Raw genomic sequence first — 25307 nt, 5'->3', positions numbered from 1 at the left:
AAGTTAAGAATTATTCATCGGGAGGAGATGACGGAGTCTCGATCCCCCGTGCCCGCGCGGCGTCTGTCTGTGCATTCGGATCAATCGACTGACGTTGATAGACCTGCTCATACCTGTCGACCGGGAACAGGCGCAGGCCGGTCCAGCGTCCGCGGCGTTTGCGGAAATCTGCATCGTCCTGTTCAACCACCTGCCGCGTGTTGGCAGGCACACCATACCGGCTTGAGGCCGTGACCAGCGCTGCGTCGCTTGACGGTATAGCCGCATTTGGGTTCAGCGCGGCTTCGCTTCCGCCCAATGCAACAACTGCATCGGCCTTGGGCGTCGGGTCGGTCAGATTGCCGCCACCCGGCGTGGGTGCCGGTAGGAATGCATAATCCTTGGGTTGAGTCAGTGGCTTGACCGGCAGCACCGAAAACTCATCCGGTCCTGCGCCCGGCGGCTGCAAATCCCGCAAGCTGCGCTTGGAACAGCCCGCAACAGCAACGGCTGCAAGTGTCAGAACAAGGATGGCGTGCGGCATACGCATTGCAGTCTCCGGCCAGTTTCAGGCGCTTTTATCGCATATATGCGGACAGGTCACGAGGGCTTTTTGCCGTCAAACAGCACCAGACCCAAAGCTCCCGCAAAAATGAACACATCGGCCAGATTGAACACAAACGGGTTGTTAATGCCGCAGCAGGACATGTTCAGGAAATCCAGAACATAGCCGTAAAGCAATCGATCCACGACATTTCCCAAGGCACCGCCGATCAATAGCCCACCACAGATCTGCATGAATCTGTTCGGCGTATTCCGGCCAAGCCAAATCAGAACGCCGACGCAGATGGCGAGGGAAACGCCAATCAGAACCCACCGCGCTGCATCGCTGTTGCCCTGGAACAAGCCGAAATTGATTCCACGATTCTCGCCGTATTTGAACACCAAAAGCGGCGGCAAAACGTCGATATCCCCCTGCGCCACACGCAGGACATGAACGACCAGATACTTGCTGATCTGGTCGATCAGAAACGCGACCAATCCGGCCCAGAGGAGGAGCGGGCTGCGCATCAGTGCCGGAAATGCCGCATACCGGTGAAGACCATAGCCAATCCGGCCTCATCGGCGGCGGCAATCACCTCATCATCGCGCATCGAGCCACCGGGCTGGATAACACAGGTTGCGCCAGCCTCGGCCGCTTCCATCAGGCCGTCGGGGAAGGGAAAGAAAGCGTCCGAAGCGACAGCCGAACCGATGGTCAGCGGTTGCGGCAGGTTTAGCACGTCTGCCATGCGCTCGGCCTTTTTGGCGGCGATCAGGGCAGAATCCACGCGGCTCATCTGGCCCGCGCCGACGCCAACGGTTGCGCCATCCTTAACGTAGACGATGGCGTTGGATTTGACGTGTTTCGCCACTTTCCATGCGAAAAGCAGGTCACGCATTTGTTCGTCTGTCGGGGCTTTTTGGGTGACGACTTTCAGATCATCCAAACCAACAAAACCATTGTCTTTGTCCTGCACCAGCAGCCCACCCGCCACTTGCCGGACGGTTTTGCCGCCGATGGTCACATCGGGCAGGCCATCGGTTGTCAGCAGGCGCAGGTTCTTTTTGGCAGCAAAGATCGCCTTGGCCTCGTCCGAAGCACCGGGGGCAATCACAACCTCGGTGAAAATCCCCGTGATCTCCTGCGCGGTTTCCGCGTCCAAAGGCTGGTTCAGCGCCACGATCCCGCCAAAGGCCGAGGTGCGGTCGCAATCAAATGCGGCTTTGTAGGCCTCAATCAGCGTCGCGCCTTTGGCCACACCGCTGGGATTGGCATGTTTGATAATGGCGCAGGCTGCACCTTCAGCCGGGTCGAACTCGGCCACCAGTTCAAACGCTGCGTCGGTGTCGTTGATGTTGTTATAGCTCAGTTCCTTGCCCTGATGCTGCACCGCGGTCGCCACGCCGGGGCGGCCAGAGCCGTCCACGTAAAACGCCGCCTGTTGGTGGCTGTTCTCGCCATAGCGCAGGGTCTGTTTCAGCTCTCCGGCAAAGGCGCGGCGGCGCGGGGCCTCGGCGGCCAGAGCATCGGCCATCCAGTTCGACACCGCCGCGTCATAGGCGGCAGTACGTGCATAGGCCGTCTGAGCCAAACGTTGACGGAACGCGTACGAGGTCTGACCCTCATTCGCCGCAAGTTCGGACAGCAGCGCGTCATAATCCTGAACATCTACGACTACGTTTACAAAAGCATGGTTCTTTGACGCCGCGCGGATCATCGCGGGCCCACCGATGTCAATGTTCTCGATACAGGTGTCGTAGTCAGCGCCTTTGGCGACCGTCGCCTCGAACGGATAGAGGTTCACGACCAGCAGATCGATCGCGCCGATGCCGTGTTCGTCCATCGCGGCCACATGAGCATCATTGTCGCGCAGCGCCAGCAACCCGCCATGTACCATCGGATGCAGGGTTTTGACCCGGCCATCCATCATCTCGGGGAATCCGGTGATCTCGGCGACGTCCTTGACCTCAAGCCCCGCATCCCGCAGCGCGTGTGCCGTTCCGCCTGTCGACAGCAACTCGACCCCGCGCTCGGCCAGCGCCTTTCCCAGCTCGGTCAATCCGGTCTTGTCGGAAACGGAAAGCAACGCGCGGCGCACGGGGTGAAGGTCGGTCATGGGTCCAAAGGTCCTTTTGGCGTCAGTCGAAATCAGGCTCGTCCCGGTGCAGATCCCGCACAGCATAGGCTGTATCCTGAGCCTTGCTGAGCGTCCACCGGATGCGCGTCGCATACTCCATTGCGCGGCCAGAGAGAACGATCTGTTTTGTCGCGCGTGGCTTCAAGCGACCTTTTTCAAGATAAACGCTTGGTTCGACTGATAACTTTCCGATGTTGTCATGGCGGAAAACCCAGATCTCACCGCTTTTCAACGCCATCGACACCGCAGCCCCCCCCAGATCCAGCGCCGCATCCACGTCGGGATGCAGGTGAAACCGGATATCAAACGCGATGCCTTTGAGGCCGGTTGCATTCATCGCCTTGTCAAACTGCCGCTTGGCCTTGTCGGTCGCAGTCAGCAGAATATCCTCGCCAATCAACTCGCGCCCGTCAAAACGCAGTTCCAGCGTGCGCGCGTGGGTCAGGCCGAACACCTTGGCATAGCCGTCATGCCCCACCATGAACCGCTGACCTTCAAATGCATCTTCGGTGTCGACCGGCACGCTTTGCGGGCCATCGATCATCGCCTCATGTGCGGACCCTTTGACAGGGTTTGAAAGCCGCGCGCTGGAATATCCATCCACGCAGAGGGTCGAATGCGATGGCGTCGCCCGCCCTGCGCGCCGCCAGTCGGCACCAAAACTGTCCCCCGATCCACAGTTCACGATCAAAGGGCGCCGCCCCGAGGTCAATTCGAACGCCACTGTCGAGGCGTGGGCATTATATGACGCTACGCCTGTCGGCGGCGCGCTGGCATCCACGATCACCGTGGTGCGGGCGGCAGTCATACGGGCAAAGCCCATCGCCAAGCCTTCGGACGGCTTGGGCTTGACCCCGCTTTGGGCCAGCGCCTGATCCAGCCTCCCGTCGACCCCGCGCCCGCCGCCATGGAACCGGGCTAGTGCCCCATCCGCATGACGCAGATCGCGCAAGGTCGGGGCAATACGCTTGATCGCCTCGGTCTGCGCGGCTGGGGTGCCCCGACCAACCTCACTCAGCGCCGCAGATGTCCACGACAACAGTGTAAAGACTTCAAGCAACTCTTCAGGGTTTCGGGTCGGGATGCCGCCTTGCGCGTCCACCTGTTTGTCGCATTCCCGCGCCAGCCCCCGCAGGGCTGGGTCGGCCATGGCTTCCAGACCCTCAAGTGCCAAACCAGCTTGAACCAGACCCGCCAGCGCCTCGAACCGGGGCAAACCCGGCGTCGCAGCGGACCAGCGTTTCGACAGGAACCAGGTTTGCTGCGCCAGTGACCGGAAGAACAGCTTGCTTTGCGCTTCATCCGCGCCGCGCAGCAGAAACAAAGCGTGGTTGATCCAGCGCGTCACCCGGCGACCCGTCAGATCGGGGGCCCATCCCGGCCCCTGCCCGCCGCCATGCGCCGCAATCCAGCCCCAGACCCATCGCTGCGCCTTTTCCCGCGCGCGCATGTCACCAACAGCGGCCAGATCGTCCAGCCAGGCAAACCCGTGGCGTTCCTGATCAAACGCGTCGCTGGGGGCTGAAACATCCCAAAGGTCGGTATCCTCGGCCTCGACCAGAAAGCCCGCAAACAACAGGTTGCCGGCTACCAGTTGCCGACCCCGCGCAAACGAGCCGACCGTGCGCGGCTCGGGCTGGCCGACAAAACCGGCCACGGCGCGCCGGCGCTGGCTGAGCCGCGCGTATAGCCGGTTCTGAAACCGGCCCCATCGGTTAGCCATGGTGTCTGATTGTGACATGCCGCTCGTTACTCTGCCCCTGACGCTCTGCTGGCGCCTGAACCAACGATAGACGGGTCCAAAGGTCAAGTCATCGAAAAGCGTGCATTCAGGCGCTTTTGTTCAGGCAAGCGATGTAGAACCCGTCCATTCCACCCTGATCGGGCCAATAATCCGGGCGCAGGCGCAAGCCGCCCTCGTTGGTGGTCCAACCCTTGTCGACGCCTGCAATCCCCAGCGCTGCGCGATTCACTTGCATGTCAGTATGGTGTTCCAGCGCCTCTTCGATCTGAACCTCGCCCTCATCCGGAAGCAGGGAACAGGTGCAATACACCAGCCGCCCGCCGGGTTTCAGCAATGTCCAGGCGTGCGCCAGCATCTGTGCCTGCAACGCGATCAACCCACCAAATTCGGACCCATCCTTCGCAAAGGGCAGGTCGGGATGGCGGCGGATCGTACCTGTGGCCGAACAGGGCGCATCCAGAAGGATCGCATCGTATTGCCCCTGATGCTCAAGCGCATCCCCGGCAATCACATTGGCTGTCAAACCCGTGCGGGCGAGGTTCTCGCGCACGCGCGTCAGCCGGTTTTCCGAGATATCCAGCGCCGCCACCTTGGCCCCGGCCGCCGCCAGTTGCAGCGTCTTGCCACCGGGGGCGGCACATAGGTCCAGAATGCTCTCACCCGCCTTGGGTGCAAGAACCTGCACCGGCAACGCAGCGGCAGCGTCCTGCACCCACCAGTCCCCGCTTTGGTACCCCGGCAAGGCCGAGACCTGTCCTGCGTCCTGCAAGCGCGACGAACCTGTCGGCAGATGATCACCACCCGGTGCCTGACCGCCCGGTTTCACCGTTACATCCAGCGCAGCACCTGCAAAATGCGCAGCCTCCATACCTGTAACGGCATCGCCACCCCATGCCATGATCAGCGGGTCACGCAGCCAATCCGGCAGGCGCGGGATGCGCATTTTGGGCCATGCCTCGGGCCCTTCTGCCGCGACTTTGCGCAACACGGCATTCACCAGCCCCTTGAGCCGACCATGCTTGCGCGACCGTCCGACAATCTCGACCATCGAGTTTACGACACCATGCGCTGCCGCCCCCTGACACAGCTCAACCGCACCCACACGCAACGCGTTGTGGACCGTCAGAGCGGGTGTCCGGTTCAGATGATTTGCCAACAGGCGATCCGCCCGCTCCAACCCGCGCAGGGTTTCCAGCGCCAGACGTTGCGCCCGCGCGCGATCCTCGGGGTCCAGCCGATCCAAAGCTCCGGCGGCAAGGCATTCGGACAGCAAACGCCCCTCACCCAGAATCTGATCCAGCAGATAGATCGCGCTGCGTCGCGCCGCTGTCGCGCTATCGGACATGTGGTTCGCCTTTCCTGTGACCCGCGCCCGCATTGCCAAAGGCGGACGCGGGCGTATATCAAGCGTGTGCCCGGAAAGGAACCCGATGTCATGAGTGATGACCGCAAAGACCTGCCCCCCGCCGCGCAGCGCGCTTTGGCCGAGGCGGAAGAGCGTCGCCGCAAGGCTGAGGCCGAAGCAAAGGCGATGCCCAAAGAGCTGGGCGGTCGTGACGGACCCGATCCCGCGCGCTATGGCGATTGGGAGAAGAAAGGCATCGCCATCGATTTCTGATCAATGCGACGCCTTCAACGCGGTCAGGAAATCCTCGACAAGGGCCCGTTGCTTTTTCGAACGCACCCGATCCTCGGGCCATGTCAGCCAATAGCCGTCACGGGTTTCAAGTTGCGGCAGGTCCAACCGGCATAACTGCCCTGTTCGCAAATGCCCCGAGGCCAGCGGCACCGATCCCAGCACGACCCCCATACCCTGCCGCGCCGCTGCAATTGCGTGGCCCACCGAATCAAAGCTGACACGAGCCGGGGGCAGGTCTGCTATGTCCGCAACCTGCGCCCAGTCGCGCCAACCCGGACGCTCACCGCGCTGGTCAATCAGCGATGCACCCCAATCCGTGCCCGGAGCAGCCATAGGTGCCAATACTTCCCGTGCGATCAGCGCCGCCTCTCGTCCCGGCCACGTCCCGCGGCCATATCGGATTTGCAGCCACGTCTTTTCTTCATCCAGCGAAGATCGACGGGCGACAGAATCCGTCATGACCTGCACCTTGGGCCGCATCTGCAGAAATTGCGGCAGGCAGGGCAGCACCAAGGCGTAGATATGCGAAGACAGTCCTGCGACCCGCAACTCGCGCGGCGCCTTGCCGAACAGGTCTTCGGTGTTGCGTTCCAGTGTTTGCAAACTGTCCTGCACCAGCGGCAGATAGCTTTCACCTTCTACCGTCAGTGATACGCCCCGCGCCTCGCGTACAAACAGGGTGCGGCCCAGCCATGCCTCAAGATTTCCGATGCGTTGACTGACAGCGGCCTGCGTCAGACCGAACTCCCGTGCCGCAGCCGAGAAGCCACCCAATCGCCCGGCGGCCTCGAACACGCGCAGCCAATCCAATGGTGGCAGTCCGATCTTTTTCTTAGCCATAAGATTTTCCAAGCCTCAGTCGAAATAAGGATTAATTGTGTTAATGCCATGAACGGCATATCTCTTCAACCAAAGCCCGCGCTGAACAGGAGAACCCCGATGCTGCGCACCGCCACCTTCGACCCGTCCGTCGTTACCGTTGAATTCGCCGACGGCACCCAATCCCGCTTTCACGCCATCTGGCTGCGCGACAACGCGCTGGACCCCGAAACCCGTGCGCCGGGCAATGGCCAGCGCCTGATCACCATCGGCGACATTCCCGCCGATATCTCGGTCAGCGCGGCACAGGTGATTGATGGCGATCTGACCGTCACGTTCCAGCCCGAGAACAAGACCGTCACCTTCCCCGGCCCATGGCTGGCGGATCACAGCTATGATCGCGAGACGAGCGCCGAATTCGGCCGCATCGCCCCCGGTATTACCACCTGGGAACGCGGCATCGGCGCGCCCAGCGGGGATTGGAACGAGGTTCATGCCTCGGACTCGGCCAAGCGGAATTGGCTGGCCGCAGTGGCCGAATACGGCTTTGCCAAGCTGACGAACGGCCCGACCGAACCCGAGTCGCTGCTGAACGTTGCGGACCTGTTCGGCTATGTGCGCGAAACCAACTATGGCCCCTATTTTGAGGTCCGCACCGAAGTAAACCCCACCAACCTTGCTTATACCGGGCTGGGTTTGCAGGCCCATACTGACAACCCCTATCGCGATCCGGTGCCGACATTGCAGATCCTCTACTGCCTTGAGAATTCAGCTGAGGGCGGCGATTCCATCGTGGTTGACGGCTTTCGCGCCGCGGAACGTCTGCGTGCTGACAATCCCGAGGGCTTTGCCCTGTTGGCCGGCTATCCCGCGCGGTTCGAATACAAAGGCTCGGACGGCGTCTGGCTACGTTCGCGCCGCCCAATGATCGAATTGTCGCCCGATGGCGAGCTGATCGGCATCCGGTTCAACAACCGCTCCTCCGCCCCGTTCGTCGATGTGCCCTTCGACAAGATGGAGGCGTATTACGCCGCCTACCGCCAATTGGGCGACTATATCGACGATCCGGCCATGGGCGTATCGTTCAAACTGGAACCGGGTGAGAGCTTTATTGTCGACAATACCCGTGTCCTGCACGCCCGTCTGGGTTATTCCGGCGCGGGTTCCCGCTGGTTGCAGGGCTGTTACGCTGACAAGGACGGGTTGCTCTCTACGCTTGCAGCGATGGACGCCCAGCAGCAGGAGGCGGCGGAATGAAACCGGATTTCTCGACCCTGAACCGCGATAATATCGTGGCCTTCATCGGTGACATCTTCGCGCGCCGGGGTGGCGAGGAATATCTGGGCGAGCCCGTGACCATGGCTCAGCACATGCTGCAAGGTGCCACCATCGCCGAGCAGAACGGCCAGTCCGAGGAAATCATCGTTGGCGCGTTGCTGCACGATATCGGTCATTTCACGTCCGAGTTCGGCACCTATCACCCCGACGACACCGAGGACCGTCATCACGAGGATGCGGGTGCTGAGGTGCTGGAACAATTCTTCCCCTCGGTCATCACCGATTGCTGCCGGTATCATGTAGCAGCCAAACGGTATCTCTGCGCGACCAAGCCCGAGTATTTCAACCGATTGTCCGCAGCCTCGGTCCATACGCTTGAACTGCAGGGCGGCCCGATGAATGCCAACGAAGTGGCCGAATTCGAAGCCAATCCAAACCTGAGCGAGATCATTCAGGTGCGCTATCTGGACGAAGCAGGCAAACGTGCGGATATGGAGACCCCTGATTTCGCGCATTTCGCGCCGATGGTACAGCGCATGGTCGACAAACATCTGGGGGTCTCATGAACGCGCCCGAATATATCTTTGAAGCCAGCAGCAAACCTTCGCTGCCCTGGCATGAGGTTCCCCTGATCCGCGCCACGGATGCGTCAGTCAAAGGCTATGGCTGTCTGGTTGATGACCCAGATGGATTTGAGATCGAGATCACCCGATGGCCACAACAAGGCTGGCGACCCATCGACGAAGGTACCGGCGATGAAGGCGGCTGGGTCCAAGGCACCTTTAGCGGTGATTGGAAGGGCGATGTTCTTTATGGCGAGAACGAAGCGGTGGGTGGCCACTACGTCCTTGGCTGGTCCACCGATCCGCAAAAAGCACAGGCTGACCGGCAGACCGCACCTCGCGATCAGGTCTTGCTGTGGCACATGAACTACCACCCGGATGGAGGGCAGTTGTTTTACCCCCTCGACAACAAGCCCTTCATCATCCCCGCCGCCCTGCCCGGTGACAATCTGACCCCCGACAAGGTTGTGGCGTTCTGGTGCGACGGCTCAAAGGGGCTCTATATCCATCCCGGTATCTGGCACGAGGGGATTTTCCCGGTCGAAGACAATCAGCGTTTTCTTGACCGTCAGGGAAAGGTTCATGCCCGCGTCAGTGCCGACATCGGCCAGGAATTTGGTGTCTACCTCGCCTGCCCACTGCGCGCGGACAAGATCAAGGATCTCTGAAGATATCCCATTCTGATCGCGCTTTCAGATTCCCTTAACCTTTGCGTCAAACATCTGCGATACTCTCCTTATGGCTGTATGAGGGAGGCGCAGATGGCATTGAACAGACGGAAACTGGTACAGCTGGGAACCGCAGCCACAGCTGGCCTTGTGCTGCCGCGATTTGCCCTTGGTGCAACCGGTCAGAATGAAGCGTTCGAGGCGCAGTTTGCGCAAACCATCCTGGACCTGCAATCTGCCTTTGCCGAGTTTGGTTTCTCGCGATCCAGCCCCCTGTCGATTGTCACCGGGAATGCCGACTACAACGGCGGCCTGCGGCATGATTTCGACCAGAATGCGCTGTCCACCAACGCATTCGTTATCCAGCCGCTTGCCCGTGTCGGCGATGTGGATGAGAAGACCCGCCCCGACGTTCTACCCTTGTTTCACGAAGTCGGCTGCCACCCCGGCGTGGCCAGTGGTCGTGACACAACCGAACTTATGGTGCGCCTTTTGACGGATGAGTTCGGCCTCGATCTATCCCGCATCGCCTTTGTCAGCGTCCCGCAGGCCGATGATATGCGCCCCGTTCTGGACGCCATGAACCTGCCCTTCACCGAAAAAGTCCTGCTGCGTGACGAGGCCGAAGCGCTGGCCGCCCGCGACGCCTCGGGCTTTTTCTTTCCTGACCCTTTGGGTGAGGATTATCTGGTGACAATGGGCGTCTACTACCGCATCGGCGATCAGATGGAGCCCGCGCCCACCGCCTATCCCCCTTCGGCCAACTGGACCGAGATCGGAGAGATCATCATCGGCGGCGAGGTCGCACCGTTGGGTATTTCAATCGGAGCCGAACGGCTGACCTATGCGCTGACGGGGCAGTTCCCGACATGGGATGAACGTCTGGGCGCGCTGTTTGCGCAGGTTGACCAGGACGGTGCGGAACCACCTGGGCTAGCCGCGTTTCGCTAGAAGGATTTACAACCCCAGCACATCCACCATGTCATACTGACCCGGAGCTTTCCCCTGCCCCCACAGCGCCGCTTTCAGCGCGCCGCGGGCAAAGATGGCGCGGTCGGTGGCCAGATGGCGCAGGACGATGCGTTCTCCTGGCGCGGCAAACAAAACATCGTGTTCGCCGACGATGTCGCCTCCGCGAATGGCGTGAAAGCCGATATGGCCACGCTGGCGCGCGCCAGTGATGCCGTCGCGTGCTCGGTCGGAAACGTCTGCCAGATTGACCCCGCGCCCTTCGGCGGCGGCCTCACCCAACATCAACGCCGTGCCCGAGGGCGCATCGACCTTGTGGTGGTGGTGGCCTTCGATCACCTCGATATCGAAATCTTCGTCCAGTGCAGCAGCGACCTTTTTGGTCAGTTGCACCAGCAGGTTGACCCCAAGGCTCATGTTGCCTGCCCGAATGATCACCGCATGACGCGCGGCAGGTTCCAGCGCCGCAATCTGTTCATCCGTCATGCCGGTGGTGCCAATCACATGCACACAGCGCGCCTGCGCAGCCAGTGCGGCGAACTCCAGCGTTGCCTCGGGCGCGGTGAAATCGATGACCGCCTGCGCCTGCGCAAATGCCTCCAAAGGGTCGTCAGTGACCATAACGCCCAATGCCTGCCCGCCCATAGCCGTGCCCACATCCTGACCGATCCAGTCATGGCCCACACGCTCGACCACGCCAACTAAACGCGCCTTGTCGCTGTCGGACACGGTCTTGATCAGCATCTGCCCCATACGGCCCGAAGCCCCTGTGATGACGATCCCCGGAATATGGGTCATTGCTTTCTTCCCCTGTTGCAGTCGGCTCAAAGCCTCCTACCCGGTTCGCGCCCGCTTGGCAAAGCCCCGCTTTGCGCTTAGATCGGGGTTTATGGCAAAGAACAAATTCCACGATGGCCCCGGCCCGTCCCAGCGGCAACTACGTGTCGGCGAACTGATCCGCCGCACCCTGTCCGAGGTTCTGGCGCGCGGAGATGTCCACGACCCCGACCTGAACCGCATGTCGATCACCGTGGGCGAGGTCCGCACCTCGCCTGATCTGAAAATCGCCACCGCCTATGTGCTGCCATTGGGTGGCAAGGGGCAGGAGGACGTGATCGAATTGCTCGCTCGCAACAAGGGTGAGCTGCGGCGGATGGTCGGCAAGAAGGTCGGCCTGAAATTCTCGCCTGATCTGCGGTTTCGGCTGGATGACACGTTTGACCGTCTGGACGACACCCGCCGCATGTTCGAACAGGACGCGGTGCGCCGCGATCTGGACGAGTGATCCGGACAATCGCCACGCTGTGCGCGGTTCTTTGGGCCGCGCAAGCCGGTGCAGTGACCTGCGAGAAGGTCACCCATGAGGACAAACGCTATACTGTTTGTGAAGCCGATGCGTCTGAGGACCTGCGCCTGTTCCTGAACGATGCGGATGGCGATGTGCTTGGGCATTTTTCCTCGGTTAACGAAGTGCTGGCCGCACAGGGCAAACGTCTGGCCTTTGCGATGAATGCGGGCATGTATCATGACGACCGCTCGCCCGTTGGGCACTATGTCGAGGACGGTCAGGAACAGATGCGCGTCATCTCGAACCCCGGTCCCGGTAATTTCGGTCTGCTGCCCAATGGCGTGTTCTGCATCCGCGAGGGGCGCGCTGATGTGTTCGAAACGCTTGATTTCGTCGAACAGGCCCCAGATTGCCGCTTTGCTACGCAATCCGGGCCCATGCTGGTGATCGATGGCGAATTGCATCCGCGGTTTCTGCCCGATTCGACCTCGCGCTATGTGCGCAACGGGGTGGGCACCAGCGCGGATGGCAGCCGGGTGATCTTTGCGATCTCGGATGACTATGTCACATTCCATGAATTCGGCAGTCTGTTTCGGGATGTGCTGGGCACCCCGAATGCGCTGTTTCTGGATGGCAATATCTCTCGCATGTATGACCGGGCGGGCAATCGGTCGGACCTAGGCTTTTCACTGGGGCCGATTGTGGGCGTTGTCGAAGACACCCCCGCAAATTGACAGCGGTAGAGTGATCCGCTAACTCGCGCGCCTTGGCAAGATTCTGGGTGTTATATGGGACGCAAACGCAAGGGCCGCGATATCTCGGGCTGGCTGGTGGTGGACAAGCCTGCGGGCCTGACCTCAACCGCTGTGGTCAACAAGGTCCGCTGGGCGATGGATGCGAAGAAAGCGGGCCATGCAGGCACTCTGGACCCCGAGGCGACAGGTGTCCTGGCTGTGGCTTTGGGTGAGGCGACCAAGACGGTTCCCTATATCACCGATGCCTTGAAAGCCTACACGTTCACTGTGCGTCTGGGGCAGGCCACCAATACCGACGATGCCGAGGGCGAGGTGATTGCCTCAAGCGAAGCGCGCCCTTCGGATGACGACATCAAACAGGCGCTCGGCCCGTTTCTGGGCGAGATCATGCAGGTTCCGCCCAAGTTTTCCGCCGTCAAGATCGACGGCCAACGCGCCTATAAACTCGCCCGCGACGGCGAGGATGTGGAACTGTCCGCGCGGCCTTTGTGGGTTGAGGAACTGATCCTCGTCGACCGTCCCGACGCTGATCACGTCGTGCTGGAAATGACCTGCGGCAAAGGCGGTTATGTGCGGTCCATCGCGCGCGATTTGGGTGCAGCGTTGGGCTGCCACGGTCACGTCAAGGAACTGCGCCGCATCTGGTCCGGCCCGTTCGAGGCCGAGGATGGTCTGACCATCGAGCAGATCGACGACATGGCCAAGACCACCGCTTTGGACGATTATCTGCATCCGCTGGAAACAGGCCTGTCGGACCTGCCCGAGCTGAAATGCACCGCCGAAGGCGCCACCCGCCTGCGCAATGGCAACCCCGGCATGGTGCTGGCCTCGGACGTGGAATACGGCGATGAGGCCTGGGCTTCATTCGATGGCAGGGCTGTGGCTGTGGGCATCTACAAATCCGGCGAATTGCACCCTAGCCGGGTGTTCGTCACCTTGTAGACCTGCGCTTACCTTTGGTTTCGTCCTGAGACAACACAGAAGCCGCCAAAGATTTAATTTCCCTTTGCGTCGGTTTCTTTTTGCCCGAAAGCACTTTTGAAGCCAAAGTTGAAGTTTTGTTGCCTGATTGCTTTTTCGCTGGCATGTCAGTCTCCTATGGAATCACTACCTCATTTCTAATTAGCACAAAACGAGAACATGATCCACATATCGCGGTATCAAAACGAGAGTTGTATAAATCTAGTATGATCACCCGAACCCATACCAAGGGCGATGCGCCCTCGACCGCGATCTACTCCGATTGCGAAAAGTACCGCTATAGCCTGACCCGCGTGTGGGATACGGGCGGGCGCAAGGCGCTGTTTGTGATGCTGAACCCCTCGACGGCGACCGAAGTGCAGAACGACCCTACGGTCGAACGCTGCGAACGCCGCGCGCGGGCGCTGGGGTTCGGGGCGTTTCAAGTCACCAACATCTTTGCCTGGCGCGACACTGATCCGCGCAAGATGCGCGCCGCTGCGGACCCGGTGGGCCCCGAGAACGACGCGGCCATTCTGGATGGCGTTGCATGGGCGGATCAGGTCATTGCCGCATGGGGAACCCACGGCGCGCATCTGGACCGGGGCCCGGTGGTGGAAAGCCTGCTGCGCGGCACCGGGCAGCCTCTATTCCATCTGGGGCTGACCAAGGACGGGCACCCGAAACACCCGCTTTACATCGCCTATACGCAACAACCCGAGCCGTGGTGACAAAGGGTTAACCACGGCAGCAGGTTGCCTTTGACCAACCCGTTGAGACCATGGGATATTTCACACTCGGAGCACCATGCGTTCGGAGGGATCCCATGTTTCTGATCAGCCTGTTTGGACTGGCAGCAGTTGGCGGCGCGGCTTATGCGATAAGCGATGTTTTTACCGTTGAAGATGGCGATGCTGAGGACGAGGAAGAGCAAAGCGAAGAGGCCGAGGAGATACCAACCGGCAACCTACTGGACCCCGGTGAGAATCTCGATGAGCCGCCCGAGCCAGAGCAGGTTTCCGAGGATGAAATCGATGCGGATCCAGAGCCTGTCGAAGACCTTGTTATCGCCGGGCAGGACGGGCCCGATCACCTGAGCGGACAAGGCGGGGATGATCAGATCAGCGGCGGGGGCGGCAAGGATATACTGCTGGGCGGTGCCGGCGACGACCTTATGTCCGGTGATGACGGGCATGATGTGCTGCATGGCGAAGACGGGGACGACATTTTGACGGGCAATGCCGGGGATGACGCCCTGTTCGGTCATTTTGGCGATGACAAGCTGGCCGGTGGCGACGGCGATGACAAGCTGAACGGTGGTCAGGGGGAGGATCAACTGACCGGAGATGACGGCGATGACGCCCTGCGCGGCGGCGGTGGCGAAGACTATCTGACGGGTGGCGCGGGCAAGGATGTGCTGTTTGGGGGCGATGGCGATGACGTGCTGATCGGAACCGATGATCCAGAGGGACCGGGTGCGGATTTCCTGAACGGCGGTGAGGGCGATGATTTCATCCTTGCAGACAGTAGCGATACCGTCACAGGCGGCGAAGGGGCCGATGACATCGCCATCGGCACGCCGTCAGAGGCCGATCCGGTGACAATCATGGACTTCCAGATCGGGCAAGATAAACTGTTGATTACATGGGATAATCATGATGATCCCGAGATCGATATCGAACCCGCTGACGATCAAGACAACCTGACCCGGGTCATGGTCGACGGGCACGAAGTTGCCCGGCTGCTGGGGGCTGAAGATTTAAGTCTGGCCGACATTCAGCTTGTGACCGAGGCGCAGCTGGCACAATTTGCTGCCACGGGATAAGCCCGCAGAAACCCTTTGCCATTCATGCCAAAAGCGCCTATACGCGCCCATCCGCATCGGAATCGGTGCGGTTTTCTCCATGGGCCTGTGCTGGACGACATCCCGGCCTGCGCCATTAACCTTAACCTTTTACAAGGAGACCCCGATGTCGATTACTGCCGCTGAAAAAGCACGCGTCATGAAAGAATTCGCAACCAAGGACGGCGACACCGGTTCGCCTGAAGTTCAGGTTGCCATCCTGACCTCGCGCATCACCACCCTGACCGAGCACTTCAAGACCCACAAGAAAGACAATCACGGTCGTCGTGGTCTGCTGAAGATGGTTGCCCAGCGCCGCAAGCTGCTGGACTATCTGAAGGGCAAGGAAGAGGCCCGCTACCAGGACCTGATCAAAAAGCTGGGCATCCGCCGCTAAGCGCGTTTTGTCCGTTTTGTACAGGGTCTGAGGACCGTTTCTTCCAATTTGTACATCTCTTGCGCCCGCCAACCCGGCGGGCGTTTTTTGTTGGGGCACGTCAATCCGCCAAATCTCGGGCACCCTTAGTCCGGGTGGGCGCGTTCGTATTCCATGCGGGCGGTTTTGACCTGATCCATCTGCTCGTGCGACCAGTAGACCAGCGGCTTGAGCAAGTCCAACAGGCTGCGGCCCAGAGGGGTCAGCGCATAGGACACCGCAACCGGCGGGCCGGGGTCGACGGTGCGGGTCAGATAGCCATCCCGTTGCAGCCCCCGCAGGTTTTCCGTCAGCACCCGCTGGGTGACGTCACCGATACAGCGCTTGATCTCTCCGAACCGTTTGGGCTCATCCTCAAGCGCCAGAATGATGATCATCCGCCATTTGCCCGTGACGTTCGACAGAACGGAACGGATCGAGCAGTTCGAGGCTTCGGCCTTGCTGATGACGCCGATAGGAAGCATTAGGACCTCTAGTGCGATTTGGATACCTGAGGTGATCATACTACCGAACATGGACGACACAAGGGGTTGTTTTATTGGCGGTATCCTCAAAGTAACTTCGTGACTTACAAGTGCGTAATTGCAACATGGTGCGCTTTGAATACTTACTATCACCACAACACGAATCATCAGGAATTGACCCATGACCCCCAAAGAGCTTGTCCTCGCCCTGTTCTCGGCCGCCTTCATCGACCACGACCCCGAGGCCGCGCGCCAGATGGTGAGCGCCGATTACATCCAGCATAACCCGCAGGTGCCAACCGGGGCCGAGGGGCTGATGGGCCTGATCCCGCTGGTCGCACAGTCTGGCATGACCGCCACAACCCATCGCGTGATCACCGAGGGCGACATGGTTGTGCTGCACAACACCTATGACAATGCGGATGCATTTGGCGCATCCTCGCTGGCTGCGTTTGACATCTTTCGCGTAGAAGGCGGAAAGGTTGTCGAACATTGGGACAACCTGCAGCCCGTTCCCGAAACAACCGCGTCCGGGCGCGGCATGACGGACGGACCAACCGAGATCACCGATCTGGACAAGACGCAGGAAAACAAGGCGCTGGTGCTGGGCTTTGTGCGCGATGTGCTGGGCGGTGCCGCGCCCGAGAACGTCGCCAATTACATGGACCCCGAGGTCTACATGCAGCACAACCCGTCGATCGAGGACGGGCTGTCGGGCCTGATGGCGGCAATCGAGGCCTTTGCCGCGCAGGGTATGGTGATCACCAAGTTCGAGCCTCAATTCGCGGTCGCCGAGGGCAATTTCGTCTTTGTGGCGACGGATGCGATCATGGGCGGTGAGCCTTGGGCCTTCTTCGACCTGTGGCGGGTCGAGGACGGCAAGATCGTCGAACATTGGGACGTTGTTTCGCCCATTCCAGCGGAGATGGCGCATGGGAACGGCAAGTTCTGAGGGGTGGATGCTGAGGCAGACCTGCCACCCCTGACAATTTGGGAAAACGCCTGCCGATCCGGCGGGCGTTTTTTTGTTCCATGCGCGCGATAAGGCACCAAGCCCGGACCGGATGCCACGCGCGGGGAGGCTTGTGAAACGAGAGAAGAGACCAGATAGCGGTAGAACAAATGCTGGGTTTGCCGGGTTTGATCTGCGCGGCCTTACTTCGACCATACTTTGCCCGCAGCAATGAGCCCTGAGTTACAATCCCTTTAGTTACAGTTCTTCCCGACAAATGATTCTGCGCCATAAAATGCGTTTGTTTGCCCTGATTGTCGCCGCCTGCATCGTCGGGATGGTTGTTTTTGAACCTTTCAAGAGGTTGGCTTTTGAGAATGCAAACGCGACCTTTGAAGCTTGTGAAAACGCGCGGAAGACCGAAACCGAAGCCGAAGCCTGCGGTGATGCGCTGGATGCGCTCGACACTGCGATATCGCGCTATGGCAACGATGATCAGGCACCAGTTCTTCTAAGAAACCGGGCATGGGTGAAATACCTGCTGGATGATCTGGAAGGATCGCTGTCGGACACCAACGAGTCGGTGAAACTTGATCCGAATTCTGCCTGGGCCTGGTATTGGCGCGGACGTCTGAGCATGCTGGCCGGGGATGTTGAAACGGCGATTGCTGACTATCGGATGTCTTCGAAGGTAGACCCGCTCTATTGCTGGACAGACGCACGATTGAGAAAGATGGCGTATGTGCTGTGGAGAGTTGGAAGGACCGGTCCGTCAGCGTTGAATGAAATTCTAGAGAAACGGAAATACGTTTCACACGTCGCAGATCTGGCTTTCGTCGAATACTTGGCGAACCACGCAGATGGGCCATACAACGCCTCAGAAGAGGTATTGGATCAGTTGACACAATCAACAGATCGCCCTGAGCACCTGACGCTGCTGCTCGCTCGGATCAATGCCCGCTCGGGTCGACAAGATGTTGCGCTCGAACAGCTTGATACTCTGACAGAACACCCGGATCTTTATGACATAATCAGCGAGCAGATGAGAACTCGGCTGTATGAATTGGAGGCCGCCGGGAAGTCGTGCGAAACAGAACAGTTTTCTTTTCTGAACCGAAAGTACCTTTTTCTGTATCAAGATTCACTGGAACTAGAATTCGACATATTGAAGGATCTAGAGAAGTGGGAGAGCGCTTTGGTTTCCTTGGACGAGCTTATCGTTCACCGACCCACCCGACATGTTTATTGGACCAACCGGGGTGAGGTTCTCGACCGGCTCGGACGAGAAGACGATGCATTAGCTAGCTATTTGGAAAATATCCGTTTGGCGAGGCCCGAGAACGACGGTGCCCTAAGAGGCTCTGCGCCAGAGCTTTTGCAAGCCTTATTCCGCGTAGCGTCCATTTACGAAACGCAAGGCCGATCTGCTGAGGCGCTTGTTATTTGGGACGAGTCTCTGTCTGTAGCCCGGACAAGCGTGATCGGATACGTTCAGGAAATGATGGAACTTGCGGGTCACTATGAAGGTGATCACACCAGAATCTACGATGATGAAACCAAAACCGCCGTGCGCGTGTGCCTTGCCGATGCCGAGTGCAACCGGGTGCGACTTCGTCCTCTGACGCGCTGATCGGCGCAAGCGGCACTTGGTGTCGGGCACGCCACTTTGACCATCGGGTGCGGGTCAAAGGTGAGACGCAAAAAAGTCCTCCATTTTGGTGGGCGTTTTCATTTTCTTGATCCGTCGCAGAAACCCAAAGCTGCGATGCGACCTGTGGTGAACCTGATGCCGTCCCGTTAAAGCCGCCCAACCGAACCGGCTGAGCAGATATTTCATAGCGTCGAGGTATTAGTCAGGCAGGCCAGCTTTTCGCCAACCTTCGCGCCAGTTTTCTGAATTGTTCGGGACGGTGAATACGGGCAGCCTGGCCTGTGGCGAAGACGCGGTGATATCCGGACGCAGTGTTTTCAGGTCGTTTACCGCCATCTGCGCAGCATCCGCATCGGGTAAATGGCCAAGGGCTGCGATGAGCATGAGGTGGCTCATGACAAAGCCAGAGCGAACGGCAAGCGCTTCGCGCGCGGCGGCGGCGGCTTCCTCGTATTCGCCAAGCAGAAACAAGGCGCTGGCGCGCGAGATATGCGCCGCGTGTCGCATCGGATCTTTGGGGCTAAGGTCGACCGAATGGGTTGCGTGTTTCAATGCTTCATCGGGACGGTTCAACATACAAAGATTGATCGAAGCCAGCATGTGAACATTTGCGGCGTTCGGATTTTCGGCCAAAGCCTGTTCAAAAGCCGCTCGCGCGCGCGGCAGATCTCGTGCCAGCATCGAGATCGAATGTGCTGCATAAGCCGTGGCGATCCCATCAGCCCGATCACTTAAAAGCACACGCTCTGCGGCGGCCACGGCGGCTTTGGGCCCGTCGCCGATAGGGTCCAACCCCTGCACAAGCCGTTGAATGTGAAGCCACGCCAACAGCCCGGCTGCAGCGGCGTAGTCGGGATCGCGGTCCAGCGCCAGCGTCGCCAGCCGGATGGCTTCGCGGTTGTCCTCATCCGTCAGAAGATGAAAATGCGACTGCGCCTGAAGGTAAAGCTCATAGGCTTCTAGGTTTTTGGTCGGCTTCGTACGGGACCGTTTTGTTTCGGCGTGACGCAAGGATGGCTCAATCGCGGTGATGACCTCTTGCGTGACCTTGTCCTGAAGATCGAAGATGTCATCCAGCACCCCATCGAAGCGATCCGCCCAGATATGGCTGCCGTTTTCTGCATCGATCAACTGACCCGTTATCCTGACGCGCTGACCGGCGCGCCTGATCGATCCTTCAAGCACATAGCGCACGCCAAGGGTCCGGCCGACCTCGCGGATATCGGTGCTTTTTCCTTTGAAAATAAACGATGAGTTTCTGGCAACCACCATCAGCCAGCGAAACCGGGACAGCTCGGTTATGATGTCTTCGGTGATCCCGTCGGCAAAAAATTCCTGCTCGGGATCGCCTGACATGTTGTCAAACGGCAGAACCGCAATGCCGGGGCGCACATCTGCGAGTGTTGAAAGATTGGCGTTCGATCCTTTGGGCCAGCACCAAACACCAACGCGGCGCGTGATGTTTTTCAGTTCTGCCTTGCCGCCTTCGTCGAACCTGGCGGCATCGCTTCGGTCAAGGCTGTGATGGGATATGTCCGAGATAAGTATCTGATCCGGTTCGGCCAGCGCCTCGAGCCGTGCGGCAACATTGATACCGTCGCCAAAGATATCTTCGCCTTCCGTGACCACCTCGCCGGTGTGGATACCGATGCGCAGCCGAAGGTTTCCGGGTTTTTGGCAGGATTGCAGCGCGATTGCGCAGTCAGATGCGTCAGAGGTTGACGGGAATTCAGCGATCCAGCCGTCGCCCATGCTTTTGATCAGGGTTCCCTGATTGGCATCCAACAGCGGCAACAGCGTATTTTCGCGGAAAGTTTTCAAGGCTGCAAGCGTGGCCGGGCGGTCCTGATCCATCAGCGCCGAATACCCTACCACATCCGCCGCCAGCACCGTCGTAAGCCGTCGTTCCATCGAATTCCCCCATCTGACCGCAGGTTAACGCAGCGCTGACGTTCTGTCAGGTCTCTTTGAGCCATGGCCCCGCGCACAGGTTGGCCTGCAATTCGATCGGTATTTTCGGGCTGTTCAATTCCGACCCGCCCCAGTCGCAAATCTTGCAGATTCTCAGAGATCGAGGCGTCAAATGGGCGTGGTATCGGAGTGCGCGAACATGGATCACGACCAACTGTTTCAGAACATGCTGCGGGCGATTGCCGAGGTCTATCAGGCCGAGGAGAACCCGTTCGGCCCTCATACAGCAAGGACGCTGGTTCAGACACCCGCCCCGCGGGTCTTTTCGGCGACGGTTCCGTGCCTTTTGGATGACGGGATCCGCGCGGTTCTTTCTAACAGCCCCCACCCCGCCGCTGCGGCGGCGCTTGGTGCACAGGAGCTGCTGCCCTGGGGGTCCAACCCGGTTGAACAGAACACCGAGACAAATGTCGCCGCGATGATCAGCGTTGCCACCCTGATGGGCCCGGAAGGGCCGATACCGGCCCCGGATGTTCGGCTGGGTTTGGTTTATATGAGGCCCAACAGCTATTACCCGCTGCATCTTCATGACGCGGATGAAACCTATGCGTTGATCGCGGGTCGGGCGCTTTGGACCGCTGGTGATGATGTCAGGATGCGCGAGCCGGGGGATATGATCCACCACCCCAGCCTGATGCCCCATGCGTTTCGCACCGGTCCCGAAGGGTTCGTGGCGTTATGGCGCTGGAGCGGCGATATCAACACACATTCGTACACGTTCATCGAAGCGTCCGAGACGGAATTGCTGGCCTGACATCGACACGGATCAAACGAAAACGCCCGCCAAATGGCGGGCGTTTGAGGTTTATGGTGATCCGTTTACATCTTTGAGCGTTCCGATTTCAGCGCCAGCCACAGGCAATAGCACATGATCAGAACCACCAGCGTAAACGGGATACCGGTCGAGACCGCCGCACCCTGAAGCGCCGCAAGACCGCCACCCAGAAGCAGGGCAATGGCAACCAGACCTTCGAGCGTGCACCAGAACACGCGCTGGATCACCGGAGCGTCCATTTTGCCGCCTGCCGTAATCGTGTCGATCACCAGCGAGCCGGAATCGGACGAGGTGACAAAGAACACCACGATCAGGACCAACGCGATGGGGGCAACGATGCCATAGAGCGGCAGTTCCTTCAGGAAGCCGAACAGCGCGCCTTCGGGGGCATAGCTGTCGATCACCGTGGCGCGAACGCCGTCTGCTCCGCCTGCGTTCAGCATGTCGATGGCGGCACCGCCAAAGGTCGACATCCACAGCGCACAGACCGCCGTGGGGGCCAGCAGGGCGCAGAGAATGAACTCACGCACCGTGCGGCCCTTGGAAATGCGGGCGATGAACATGCCGACAAAGGGCGACCACGCGATCCACCACGCCCAGTAGAACGTCGTCCAGCCGTGGAAGTAACTGGTGTCTTCACGCCCGAACGGGTTCGACAGTGCAGGCAGATGCAGCACATAATCCGTCATCACGTTGAAGTAGCGCGCGATGGCTGTACCGACGCCGGTGACAACGATGACGAATATGAACAGGCCCACGGCCATGATCATGTTGATCTCACTCAGCCGCTTGACGCCTGCATCCATGCCCATCAGGACCGAGCCCAGCGCGATCAGCGTGATGCCGATGATCAGCAGGACCGTGACGGTCGGGCTGGGTTCGATGCCGAACACCTCATTCAGGCCAGCCGCAACCTGTTGCGCGCCCAGACCCAACGAGGTGGTCAGACCGAACAATGTGGCAAACACCGCTAGCGTATCGATGAGATGGCCCCACCAGCCCCAGACACGCTCGCCCAGGATCGGGTAAAACGCAGACCGCAAAGTCAGCGGCAGGTCGAGGTTATAGGCAAAGATCGCAAGGCTCAGGCCAACGGCCGCATAGACCGCCCAGCCTTCGAGGCCCCAGTGGTGAATCGTACCGACGATGCCGATATATTCATTGCCCGGAACCGCGATATCGATGCCCAGCGGGCGTGCGTTGCCACCTTCGGCAAAGTTGTAATAAACCGGCTCCATCACACCGAAGAACAACAGCCCGATGCCGATACCGGCGGCGAACATCATCGCGATCCAGCCGGCATAGGAATAATCGGGCTTGGCGTCCTTGCCACCGATCCGCACCTTGCCCACCGGCAGGACGATCAGGACCAGACAGAACAGGGTGATTGCATCAACCGACAGGACCAGGAACCAGTCAAACGTGCTGGTCAGCCAGGGCCGGAGCCAGCCAAAGAATGTGGCCGCTGCCTCCTGATTGGCCAGTGCGATCAGGACGAACGCAAAGATCAGGATGCTTGAGATCAAAAAGACCGGGTTGTGGATATCCAGACCGAAGGGCCGGACATTGTCTTGCCCCAGCTCGTATTCGGTCTCGAAATCATAAATCCGGGGATCCGGATCCAGCATTTTCTTGGTTTGTGTCATTCGCTTGCCCCTCTGTTCGCGCAGTGCAAGCGCCAGGGAATTCGACCAGCGGACGGGAAGAGTATGTTATCCCTTGGCGCAGTTCCGTCATGTCGTCCGCGGGTTTCGTGGTAACAGCCTACACGGGCATCGAAATTTCGCAAAATGCATTCCGTGTCACGAATGTTAGCGGCTTAAGCAGGTGCGTCTTGTGTCTGGGCAAATGCGGGGGAAGCGTGTTATTCACCCATATGGTTGACTGAAGCAGTAAAAGGATATAATTCATCCAAATGGTTGAACGAGAGACTCGTCCTGACCTGAGCGCCATACTCAAGGCTGCATCCGACCCGACCCGCCGCGCGATCCTGACGATGCTGGCGCAGCAAGGGCCGTTGCGGGTGACGGATATCGCGCGGCGGTTCGAGATCAGCCTCAACTCGGTCTCGAAGCACATCAAGGTGCTTGAGAATGCCGGGCTGGTGCAGCGCCGGACGGAATGGCGCGAGCATCTGATCGAGGTGCAGATGGGACCCTTGTCAGCCGTGGATGACTGGTTCGCCGGACTGCGTTCGATCTGGGCGCTTCGGCTGGACGCTCTGGAAACCGCTTTGGAGGACCCTGACGATGACGGAACTGTCCCTTGAGATCACCCGCGCCATCCCGCACCCGCCGGAAAAGGTGTTTGATGCGTGGCTGGACCCGAACATGCTGGCCCGTTTCATGCTGCCCGGACCGGGCATGTCGGTGCCCGAGGCGCAATCGGATGCAAAGGTGGGCGGACGGTTCAGGATCATCATGCGCGCGCCCGAGGCCGGAGACCTGCCGCATGAGGGCGAATACAAGGTGATCGACCGGCCCAACCGGCTGCAATTCACCTGGAATTCCCCATACAGTCAGGACGATTCCACCGTCACGCTGGATTTTATCCCCACCGGCAATGGCACCGAGTTGCGGCTGCACCACATCCGCTTTCCATCGCAGGAAAGCCGCGACAATCACGAGGGCGGCTGGACCCGCATTCTTGAGGCACTGGAGGGCGCGCTATGATCAACTGGCTGGCCCTTGGAGCCGGGGTGATCGCGGCATTTCTGCTGGGATGGCTGGTTTATGGCCCCGTCGGATTCCAGAAACGCTGGGCCGAGGGCACGCGGATCGATCCGACCCCGCCGGATGCCCCGCCTTTGCCACAGATGGCGGCGCAAATCGTTTTCCTGATCCTGCTGGCTGCGGTGATCGCGGTGTCCGAGACGACCAACAGTCTGGGTCTGGCAGTGCTGGCCATATTGGCGGTCGCGGCACAGGCGGCCTCGGTCGGGGCGTGGGCGCAGAAAAGCGGTTTCGCCATCGCGGTCGATGCGGGCTATGCGCTGGGCTGTGGCGTGGTGATGATCCTGGCGCAGGCGATTCTGTAAGTCAGTCGGCCCGCACCGCACCGCCGGTCTTGTTGTGGCCTGCGGCAAGGATGCGGTCGATCAGGCGGCGCTGGGCTGCTTCGGCATCCTCGGCGCTACCCAGATCTTCGGCCGCGGTGGCATCCAGTTGGAACGTCGCACGCATCGGCATCAGCCCGTCGACCACGACCATGCTCTGTTCCGACGGCGCAATCGACAGCACGCCGGTCAGGCGCACCGGAGCGTGGATGGCCGGGGGTGTCCAATCGTCGGTCAGCCGGACCCGGATCATCTGGTTTGGCGGCGGCGGAGGCATATGACTGCACATGCCGCGTTCGGGCACCAGATAGGCAACCGGGCGTCCATCTGCATCGGGCGGCGCGGGGATTGCATAGCCTGTCACCGAGACAACCTGCCCGTCATGGGCCGGATTCCCCGCCTGCCCTGCACGTTCCCGCCGGTCGATCACCGCCTGACGCTGATCCAGAAGCCAGTCGACATCGATCCGGTCCTGCGCCAGCGCGTCTTCGGTTTCAAACAGCAGATCCTGCCATTTGCGGCGTTCTTCATGACTGCCCGCTTCTTTTTGCAGACGCGCGCGCAGACGAACCACGAACAGGACATCATCAAACTGTTCAGGGCTGAGATCGCGGAACGGATCGTCAAAGCTCTGCACCGCAGGATCGGGCAGGTCGGACCAGTCGAGCGGCACCGGCGTCGTCGCCAGTGCGGTTCCGCTGGCCAGCAGCATTACTGAAACGATCCATAGCCAAAGAGTCATCCCGTTCCCCTGCACATTTCAACGAGAATTGTAGAGGGATTCACACGCGCCCGTCCACCGCTGGCAGATCACAAG

The 25307-nt window shown here is 59.9% G+C and carries 29 protein-coding genes; 17 read left to right on the top strand and 12 right to left on the bottom strand.

The features are described 5' to 3' along the window. Window positions 1-10: 10 nt before the first annotated feature. From ACR0FG_RS12470 to ACR0FG_RS12450, 5 genes are all read right to left on the bottom strand, one after another. The gene (locus ACR0FG_RS12470; protein WP_170710937.1) at window positions 11-529 is read right to left on the bottom strand and encodes a DUF3035 domain-containing protein; all 519 of its coding nucleotides are present in this window, start codon (window positions 527-529) and stop codon (window positions 11-13) included. Window positions 530-579: 50 nt separating this feature from the next. Next, entirely contained in the window at window positions 580-1050 is a 471-nt protein-coding gene (gene lspA, locus ACR0FG_RS12465; protein WP_480893345.1) for a signal peptidase II, read from the bottom strand. Next, entirely contained in the window at window positions 1050-2639 is a 1590-nt protein-coding gene (gene purH / locus ACR0FG_RS12460; protein WP_480893344.1) for a bifunctional phosphoribosylaminoimidazolecarboxamide formyltransferase/IMP cyclohydrolase, read from the bottom strand. The genes lspA and purH overlap by 1 nt, the downstream gene beginning before the upstream one ends. Before the next feature lie 22 nt (window positions 2640-2661). Then, window positions 2662-4401 (bottom strand): heparinase II/III family protein, encoded by a 1740-nt coding sequence (locus ACR0FG_RS12455; protein WP_480893343.1) that lies wholly within the window; start codon window positions 4399-4401, stop codon window positions 2662-2664. Between the two features lie 88 nt (window positions 4402-4489). Then, on the bottom strand, window positions 4490-5749 hold the full coding sequence (locus ACR0FG_RS12450; RefSeq protein ID WP_480893342.1) for an RsmB/NOP family class I SAM-dependent RNA methyltransferase: 1260 nt from the start codon (window positions 5747-5749) through the stop codon (window positions 4490-4492). A 90-nt stretch (window positions 5750-5839) separates the two neighbouring features. On the opposite strand from ACR0FG_RS12450, the gene ACR0FG_RS12445 reads away from it, so the two are divergent. Beyond that, the gene (locus ACR0FG_RS12445) at window positions 5840-6022 is read left to right on the top strand and encodes a DUF1674 domain-containing protein (RefSeq protein WP_480893341.1); all 183 of its coding nucleotides are present in this window, start codon (window positions 5840-5842) and stop codon (window positions 6020-6022) included. On the opposite strand, the gene ACR0FG_RS12440 is transcribed toward ACR0FG_RS12445, so the two are convergent. Next, window positions 6023-6883, bottom strand: coding sequence for a LysR family transcriptional regulator (locus ACR0FG_RS12440; protein WP_480893340.1), 861 nt, complete (start codon window positions 6881-6883; stop codon window positions 6023-6025). A 99-nt stretch (window positions 6884-6982) separates the two neighbouring features. Between ACR0FG_RS12440 and tmpA the strand changes: the two genes are divergently transcribed. From tmpA to ACR0FG_RS12420, 4 genes are all read left to right on the top strand, one after another. Continuing rightward, complete coding sequence (gene tmpA, locus ACR0FG_RS12435) at window positions 6983-8119, top strand: 2-trimethylaminoethylphosphonate dioxygenase (RefSeq protein WP_480893339.1); 1137 nt, start codon at window positions 6983-6985, stop codon at window positions 8117-8119. Beyond that, window positions 8116-8706 carry a (R)-1-hydroxy-2-trimethylaminoethylphosphonate oxygenase gene (gene tmpB / locus ACR0FG_RS12430; protein ID WP_480893338.1) on the top strand — a complete coding sequence of 197 codons (591 nt, stop codon included), beginning with the start codon at window positions 8116-8118 and terminating at the stop codon, window positions 8704-8706. Before tmpA ends, tmpB begins: the two co-directional genes overlap by 4 nt. Next, complete coding sequence (locus ACR0FG_RS12425) at window positions 8703-9371, top strand: ureidoglycolate lyase (RefSeq protein ID WP_480893337.1); 669 nt, start codon at window positions 8703-8705, stop codon at window positions 9369-9371. The genes tmpB and ACR0FG_RS12425 overlap by 4 nt, the downstream gene beginning before the upstream one ends. 93 nt (window positions 9372-9464) lie before the next feature. Next, entirely contained in the window at window positions 9465-10322 is an 858-nt protein-coding gene (locus tag ACR0FG_RS12420; RefSeq protein WP_480893336.1) for a hypothetical protein, read from the top strand. Between the two features lie 6 nt (window positions 10323-10328). Here the strand turns inward: ACR0FG_RS12420 and dapB are convergent, their stop codons facing one another. Further along, a complete protein-coding gene (gene dapB, locus ACR0FG_RS12415) occupies window positions 10329-11138 on the bottom strand; it encodes a 4-hydroxy-tetrahydrodipicolinate reductase (RefSeq protein WP_480893335.1) in 810 nt (269 codons plus the stop codon). A 91-nt stretch (window positions 11139-11229) separates the two neighbouring features. Between dapB and rbfA the strand changes: the two genes are divergently transcribed. From rbfA to truB, 3 genes are read left to right on the top strand one after another with little or no spacing between them, the layout of a single operon-like run. Then, on the top strand, window positions 11230-11625 hold the full coding sequence (gene rbfA / locus ACR0FG_RS12410; protein WP_010438628.1) for a 30S ribosome-binding factor RbfA: 396 nt from the start codon (window positions 11230-11232) through the stop codon (window positions 11623-11625). Further along, window positions 11622-12362 carry a phosphodiester glycosidase family protein gene (locus ACR0FG_RS12405; protein ID WP_480893334.1) on the top strand — a complete coding sequence of 247 codons (741 nt, stop codon included), beginning with the start codon at window positions 11622-11624 and terminating at the stop codon, window positions 12360-12362. Before rbfA ends, ACR0FG_RS12405 begins: the two co-directional genes overlap by 4 nt. A 54-nt stretch (window positions 12363-12416) precedes the next feature. Then, window positions 12417-13325, top strand: coding sequence for a tRNA pseudouridine(55) synthase TruB (gene truB, locus ACR0FG_RS12400; RefSeq protein ID WP_480893333.1), 909 nt, complete (start codon window positions 12417-12419; stop codon window positions 13323-13325). On the opposite strand, the gene ACR0FG_RS12395 is transcribed toward truB, so the two are convergent. Then, window positions 13315-13470, bottom strand: coding sequence for a hypothetical protein (locus ACR0FG_RS12395; RefSeq protein ID WP_480893332.1), 156 nt, complete (start codon window positions 13468-13470; stop codon window positions 13315-13317). The genes truB and ACR0FG_RS12395 overlap by 11 nt on opposite strands. A gap of 100 nt (window positions 13471-13570) precedes the next feature. On the opposite strand from ACR0FG_RS12395, the gene ACR0FG_RS12390 reads away from it, so the two are divergent. The 3 genes from ACR0FG_RS12390 (at window position 13571) to rpsO (ending at window position 15583) form a co-directional block, all read left to right on the top strand. Further along, window positions 13571-14074, top strand: a complete 504-nt coding sequence (locus ACR0FG_RS12390) for a DUF1643 domain-containing protein (RefSeq protein WP_480893331.1) — start codon at window positions 13571-13573, stop codon at window positions 14072-14074. A 95-nt stretch (window positions 14075-14169) separates the two neighbouring features. Next, window positions 14170-15168, top strand: a complete 999-nt coding sequence (locus ACR0FG_RS12385; protein WP_480893330.1) for a calcium-binding protein — start codon at window positions 14170-14172, stop codon at window positions 15166-15168. A 145-nt stretch (window positions 15169-15313) separates the two neighbouring features. Next, window positions 15314-15583 carry a 30S ribosomal protein S15 gene (rpsO, locus tag ACR0FG_RS12380; RefSeq protein WP_008757925.1) on the top strand — a complete coding sequence of 90 codons (270 nt, stop codon included), beginning with the start codon at window positions 15314-15316 and terminating at the stop codon, window positions 15581-15583. 125 nt (window positions 15584-15708) lie between these two features. On the opposite strand, the gene ACR0FG_RS12375 is transcribed toward rpsO, so the two are convergent. Next, complete coding sequence (locus ACR0FG_RS12375) at window positions 15709-16086, bottom strand: winged helix-turn-helix transcriptional regulator (RefSeq protein ID WP_480893329.1); 378 nt, start codon at window positions 16084-16086, stop codon at window positions 15709-15711. Between the two features lie 181 nt (window positions 16087-16267). Between ACR0FG_RS12375 and ACR0FG_RS12370 the strand changes: the two genes are divergently transcribed. Beyond that, entirely contained in the window at window positions 16268-17038 is a 771-nt protein-coding gene (locus ACR0FG_RS12370) for a nuclear transport factor 2 family protein (protein WP_480893328.1), read from the top strand. Window positions 17039-17333: 295 nt separating this feature from the next. Beyond that, window positions 17334-18668 carry a tetratricopeptide repeat protein gene (locus ACR0FG_RS12365; RefSeq protein WP_480893327.1) on the top strand — a complete coding sequence of 445 codons (1335 nt, stop codon included), beginning with the start codon at window positions 17334-17336 and terminating at the stop codon, window positions 18666-18668. Between the two features lie 219 nt (window positions 18669-18887). Here the strand turns inward: ACR0FG_RS12365 and ACR0FG_RS12360 are convergent, their stop codons facing one another. Continuing rightward, complete coding sequence (locus tag ACR0FG_RS12360; protein ID WP_480893326.1) at window positions 18888-20600, bottom strand: adenylate/guanylate cyclase domain-containing protein; 1713 nt, start codon at window positions 20598-20600, stop codon at window positions 18888-18890. Window positions 20601-20799: 199 nt separating this feature from the next. Here ACR0FG_RS12360 and ACR0FG_RS12355 point away from each other — a divergent pair, with 199 nt between their 5' ends. After that, window positions 20800-21414, top strand: a complete 615-nt coding sequence (locus ACR0FG_RS12355; protein WP_480893325.1) for a dimethylsulfonioproprionate lyase family protein — start codon at window positions 20800-20802, stop codon at window positions 21412-21414. A gap of 65 nt (window positions 21415-21479) precedes the next feature. On the opposite strand, the gene ACR0FG_RS12350 is transcribed toward ACR0FG_RS12355, so the two are convergent. Then, the gene (locus ACR0FG_RS12350; RefSeq protein WP_480893324.1) at window positions 21480-23081 is read right to left on the bottom strand and encodes a BCCT family transporter; all 1602 of its coding nucleotides are present in this window, start codon (window positions 23079-23081) and stop codon (window positions 21480-21482) included. A 269-nt stretch (window positions 23082-23350) separates the two neighbouring features. Between ACR0FG_RS12350 and ACR0FG_RS12345 the strand changes: the two genes are divergently transcribed. Genes ACR0FG_RS12345 through ACR0FG_RS12335 form a run of 3 tightly spaced genes read left to right on the top strand, consistent with a single transcriptional unit; the run spans window position 23351 to window position 24472 of the window. Then, window positions 23351-23704: an ArsR/SmtB family transcription factor gene (locus ACR0FG_RS12345; protein WP_480893323.1), complete on the top strand. Its 354-nt coding sequence runs from the start codon at window positions 23351-23353 to the stop codon at window positions 23702-23704. Continuing rightward, window positions 23685-24107, top strand: a complete 423-nt coding sequence (locus ACR0FG_RS12340) for an SRPBCC family protein (protein ID WP_480893322.1) — start codon at window positions 23685-23687, stop codon at window positions 24105-24107. Before ACR0FG_RS12345 ends, ACR0FG_RS12340 begins: the two co-directional genes overlap by 20 nt. After that, window positions 24104-24472 carry a DUF1761 family protein gene (locus ACR0FG_RS12335; protein ID WP_480893321.1) on the top strand — a complete coding sequence of 123 codons (369 nt, stop codon included), beginning with the start codon at window positions 24104-24106 and terminating at the stop codon, window positions 24470-24472. The genes ACR0FG_RS12340 and ACR0FG_RS12335 overlap by 4 nt, the downstream gene beginning before the upstream one ends. A gap of 1 nt (window position 24473) precedes the next feature. On the opposite strand, the gene ACR0FG_RS12330 is transcribed toward ACR0FG_RS12335, so the two are convergent. Beyond that, complete coding sequence (locus ACR0FG_RS12330) at window positions 24474-25232, bottom strand: DUF3299 domain-containing protein (RefSeq protein ID WP_480893320.1); 759 nt, start codon at window positions 25230-25232, stop codon at window positions 24474-24476. Between the last annotated feature and the right edge of the window lie 75 nt (window positions 25233-25307).

Source organism: Ruegeria sp. E1 (genome assembly GCF_056534225.1).
This window is presented reverse-complemented; position numbering and strand designations above follow the sequence as displayed.

Bases quoted from the DNA above. Each gene is read 5' to 3' on its own strand.
- ACR0FG_RS12470 (WP_170710937.1), bottom strand. From the start codon at position 529: ATGCGTATGCCGCACGCCATCCTTGTTCTGACACTTGCAGCCGTTGCT.
- lspA (WP_480893345.1), bottom strand. From the start codon at position 1,050: ATGCGCAGCCCGCTCCTCCTCTGGGCCGGATTGGTCGCGTTTCTGATC.
- purH (WP_480893344.1), bottom strand. From the start codon at position 2,639: ATGACCGACCTTCACCCCGTGCGCCGCGCGTTGCTTTCCGTTTCCGAC.
- ACR0FG_RS12455 (WP_480893343.1), bottom strand. From the start codon at position 4,401: ATGTCACAATCAGACACCATGGCTAACCGATGGGGCCGGTTTCAGAAC.
- ACR0FG_RS12450 (WP_480893342.1), bottom strand. From the start codon at position 5,749: ATGTCCGATAGCGCGACAGCGGCGCGACGCAGCGCGATCTATCTGCTG.
- ACR0FG_RS12445 (WP_480893341.1), top strand. From the start codon at position 5,840: ATGAGTGATGACCGCAAAGACCTGCCCCCCGCCGCGCAGCGCGCTTTG.
- ACR0FG_RS12440 (WP_480893340.1), bottom strand. From the start codon at position 6,883: ATGGCTAAGAAAAAGATCGGACTGCCACCATTGGATTGGCTGCGCGTG.
- tmpA (WP_480893339.1), top strand. From the start codon at position 6,983: ATGCTGCGCACCGCCACCTTCGACCCGTCCGTCGTTACCGTTGAATTC.
- tmpB (WP_480893338.1), top strand. From the start codon at position 8,116: ATGAAACCGGATTTCTCGACCCTGAACCGCGATAATATCGTGGCCTTC.
- ACR0FG_RS12425 (WP_480893337.1), top strand. From the start codon at position 8,703: ATGAACGCGCCCGAATATATCTTTGAAGCCAGCAGCAAACCTTCGCTG.
- ACR0FG_RS12420 (WP_480893336.1), top strand. From the start codon at position 9,465: ATGGCATTGAACAGACGGAAACTGGTACAGCTGGGAACCGCAGCCACA.
- dapB (WP_480893335.1), bottom strand. From the start codon at position 11,138: ATGACCCATATTCCGGGGATCGTCATCACAGGGGCTTCGGGCCGTATG.
- rbfA (WP_010438628.1), top strand. From the start codon at position 11,230: ATGGCAAAGAACAAATTCCACGATGGCCCCGGCCCGTCCCAGCGGCAA.
- truB (WP_480893333.1), top strand. From the start codon at position 12,417: ATGGGACGCAAACGCAAGGGCCGCGATATCTCGGGCTGGCTGGTGGTG.
- ACR0FG_RS12395 (WP_480893332.1), bottom strand. From the start codon at position 13,470: ATGCCAGCGAAAAAGCAATCAGGCAACAAAACTTCAACTTTGGCTTCA.
- ACR0FG_RS12390 (WP_480893331.1), top strand. From the start codon at position 13,571: ATGATCACCCGAACCCATACCAAGGGCGATGCGCCCTCGACCGCGATC.
- ACR0FG_RS12385 (WP_480893330.1), top strand. From the start codon at position 14,170: ATGTTTCTGATCAGCCTGTTTGGACTGGCAGCAGTTGGCGGCGCGGCT.
- rpsO (WP_008757925.1), top strand. From the start codon at position 15,314: ATGTCGATTACTGCCGCTGAAAAAGCACGCGTCATGAAAGAATTCGCA.
- ACR0FG_RS12375 (WP_480893329.1), bottom strand. From the start codon at position 16,086: ATGCTTCCTATCGGCGTCATCAGCAAGGCCGAAGCCTCGAACTGCTCG.
- ACR0FG_RS12370 (WP_480893328.1), top strand. From the start codon at position 16,268: ATGACCCCCAAAGAGCTTGTCCTCGCCCTGTTCTCGGCCGCCTTCATC.
- ACR0FG_RS12365 (WP_480893327.1), top strand. From the start codon at position 17,334: ATGCGTTTGTTTGCCCTGATTGTCGCCGCCTGCATCGTCGGGATGGTT.
- ACR0FG_RS12360 (WP_480893326.1), bottom strand. From the start codon at position 20,600: ATGGAACGACGGCTTACGACGGTGCTGGCGGCGGATGTGGTAGGGTAT.
- ACR0FG_RS12355 (WP_480893325.1), top strand. From the start codon at position 20,800: ATGGATCACGACCAACTGTTTCAGAACATGCTGCGGGCGATTGCCGAG.
- ACR0FG_RS12350 (WP_480893324.1), bottom strand. From the start codon at position 23,081: ATGACACAAACCAAGAAAATGCTGGATCCGGATCCCCGGATTTATGAT.
- ACR0FG_RS12345 (WP_480893323.1), top strand. From the start codon at position 23,351: ATGGTTGAACGAGAGACTCGTCCTGACCTGAGCGCCATACTCAAGGCT.
- ACR0FG_RS12340 (WP_480893322.1), top strand. From the start codon at position 23,685: ATGACGGAACTGTCCCTTGAGATCACCCGCGCCATCCCGCACCCGCCG.
- ACR0FG_RS12335 (WP_480893321.1), top strand. From the start codon at position 24,104: ATGATCAACTGGCTGGCCCTTGGAGCCGGGGTGATCGCGGCATTTCTG.
- ACR0FG_RS12330 (WP_480893320.1), bottom strand. From the start codon at position 25,232: ATGACTCTTTGGCTATGGATCGTTTCAGTAATGCTGCTGGCCAGCGGA.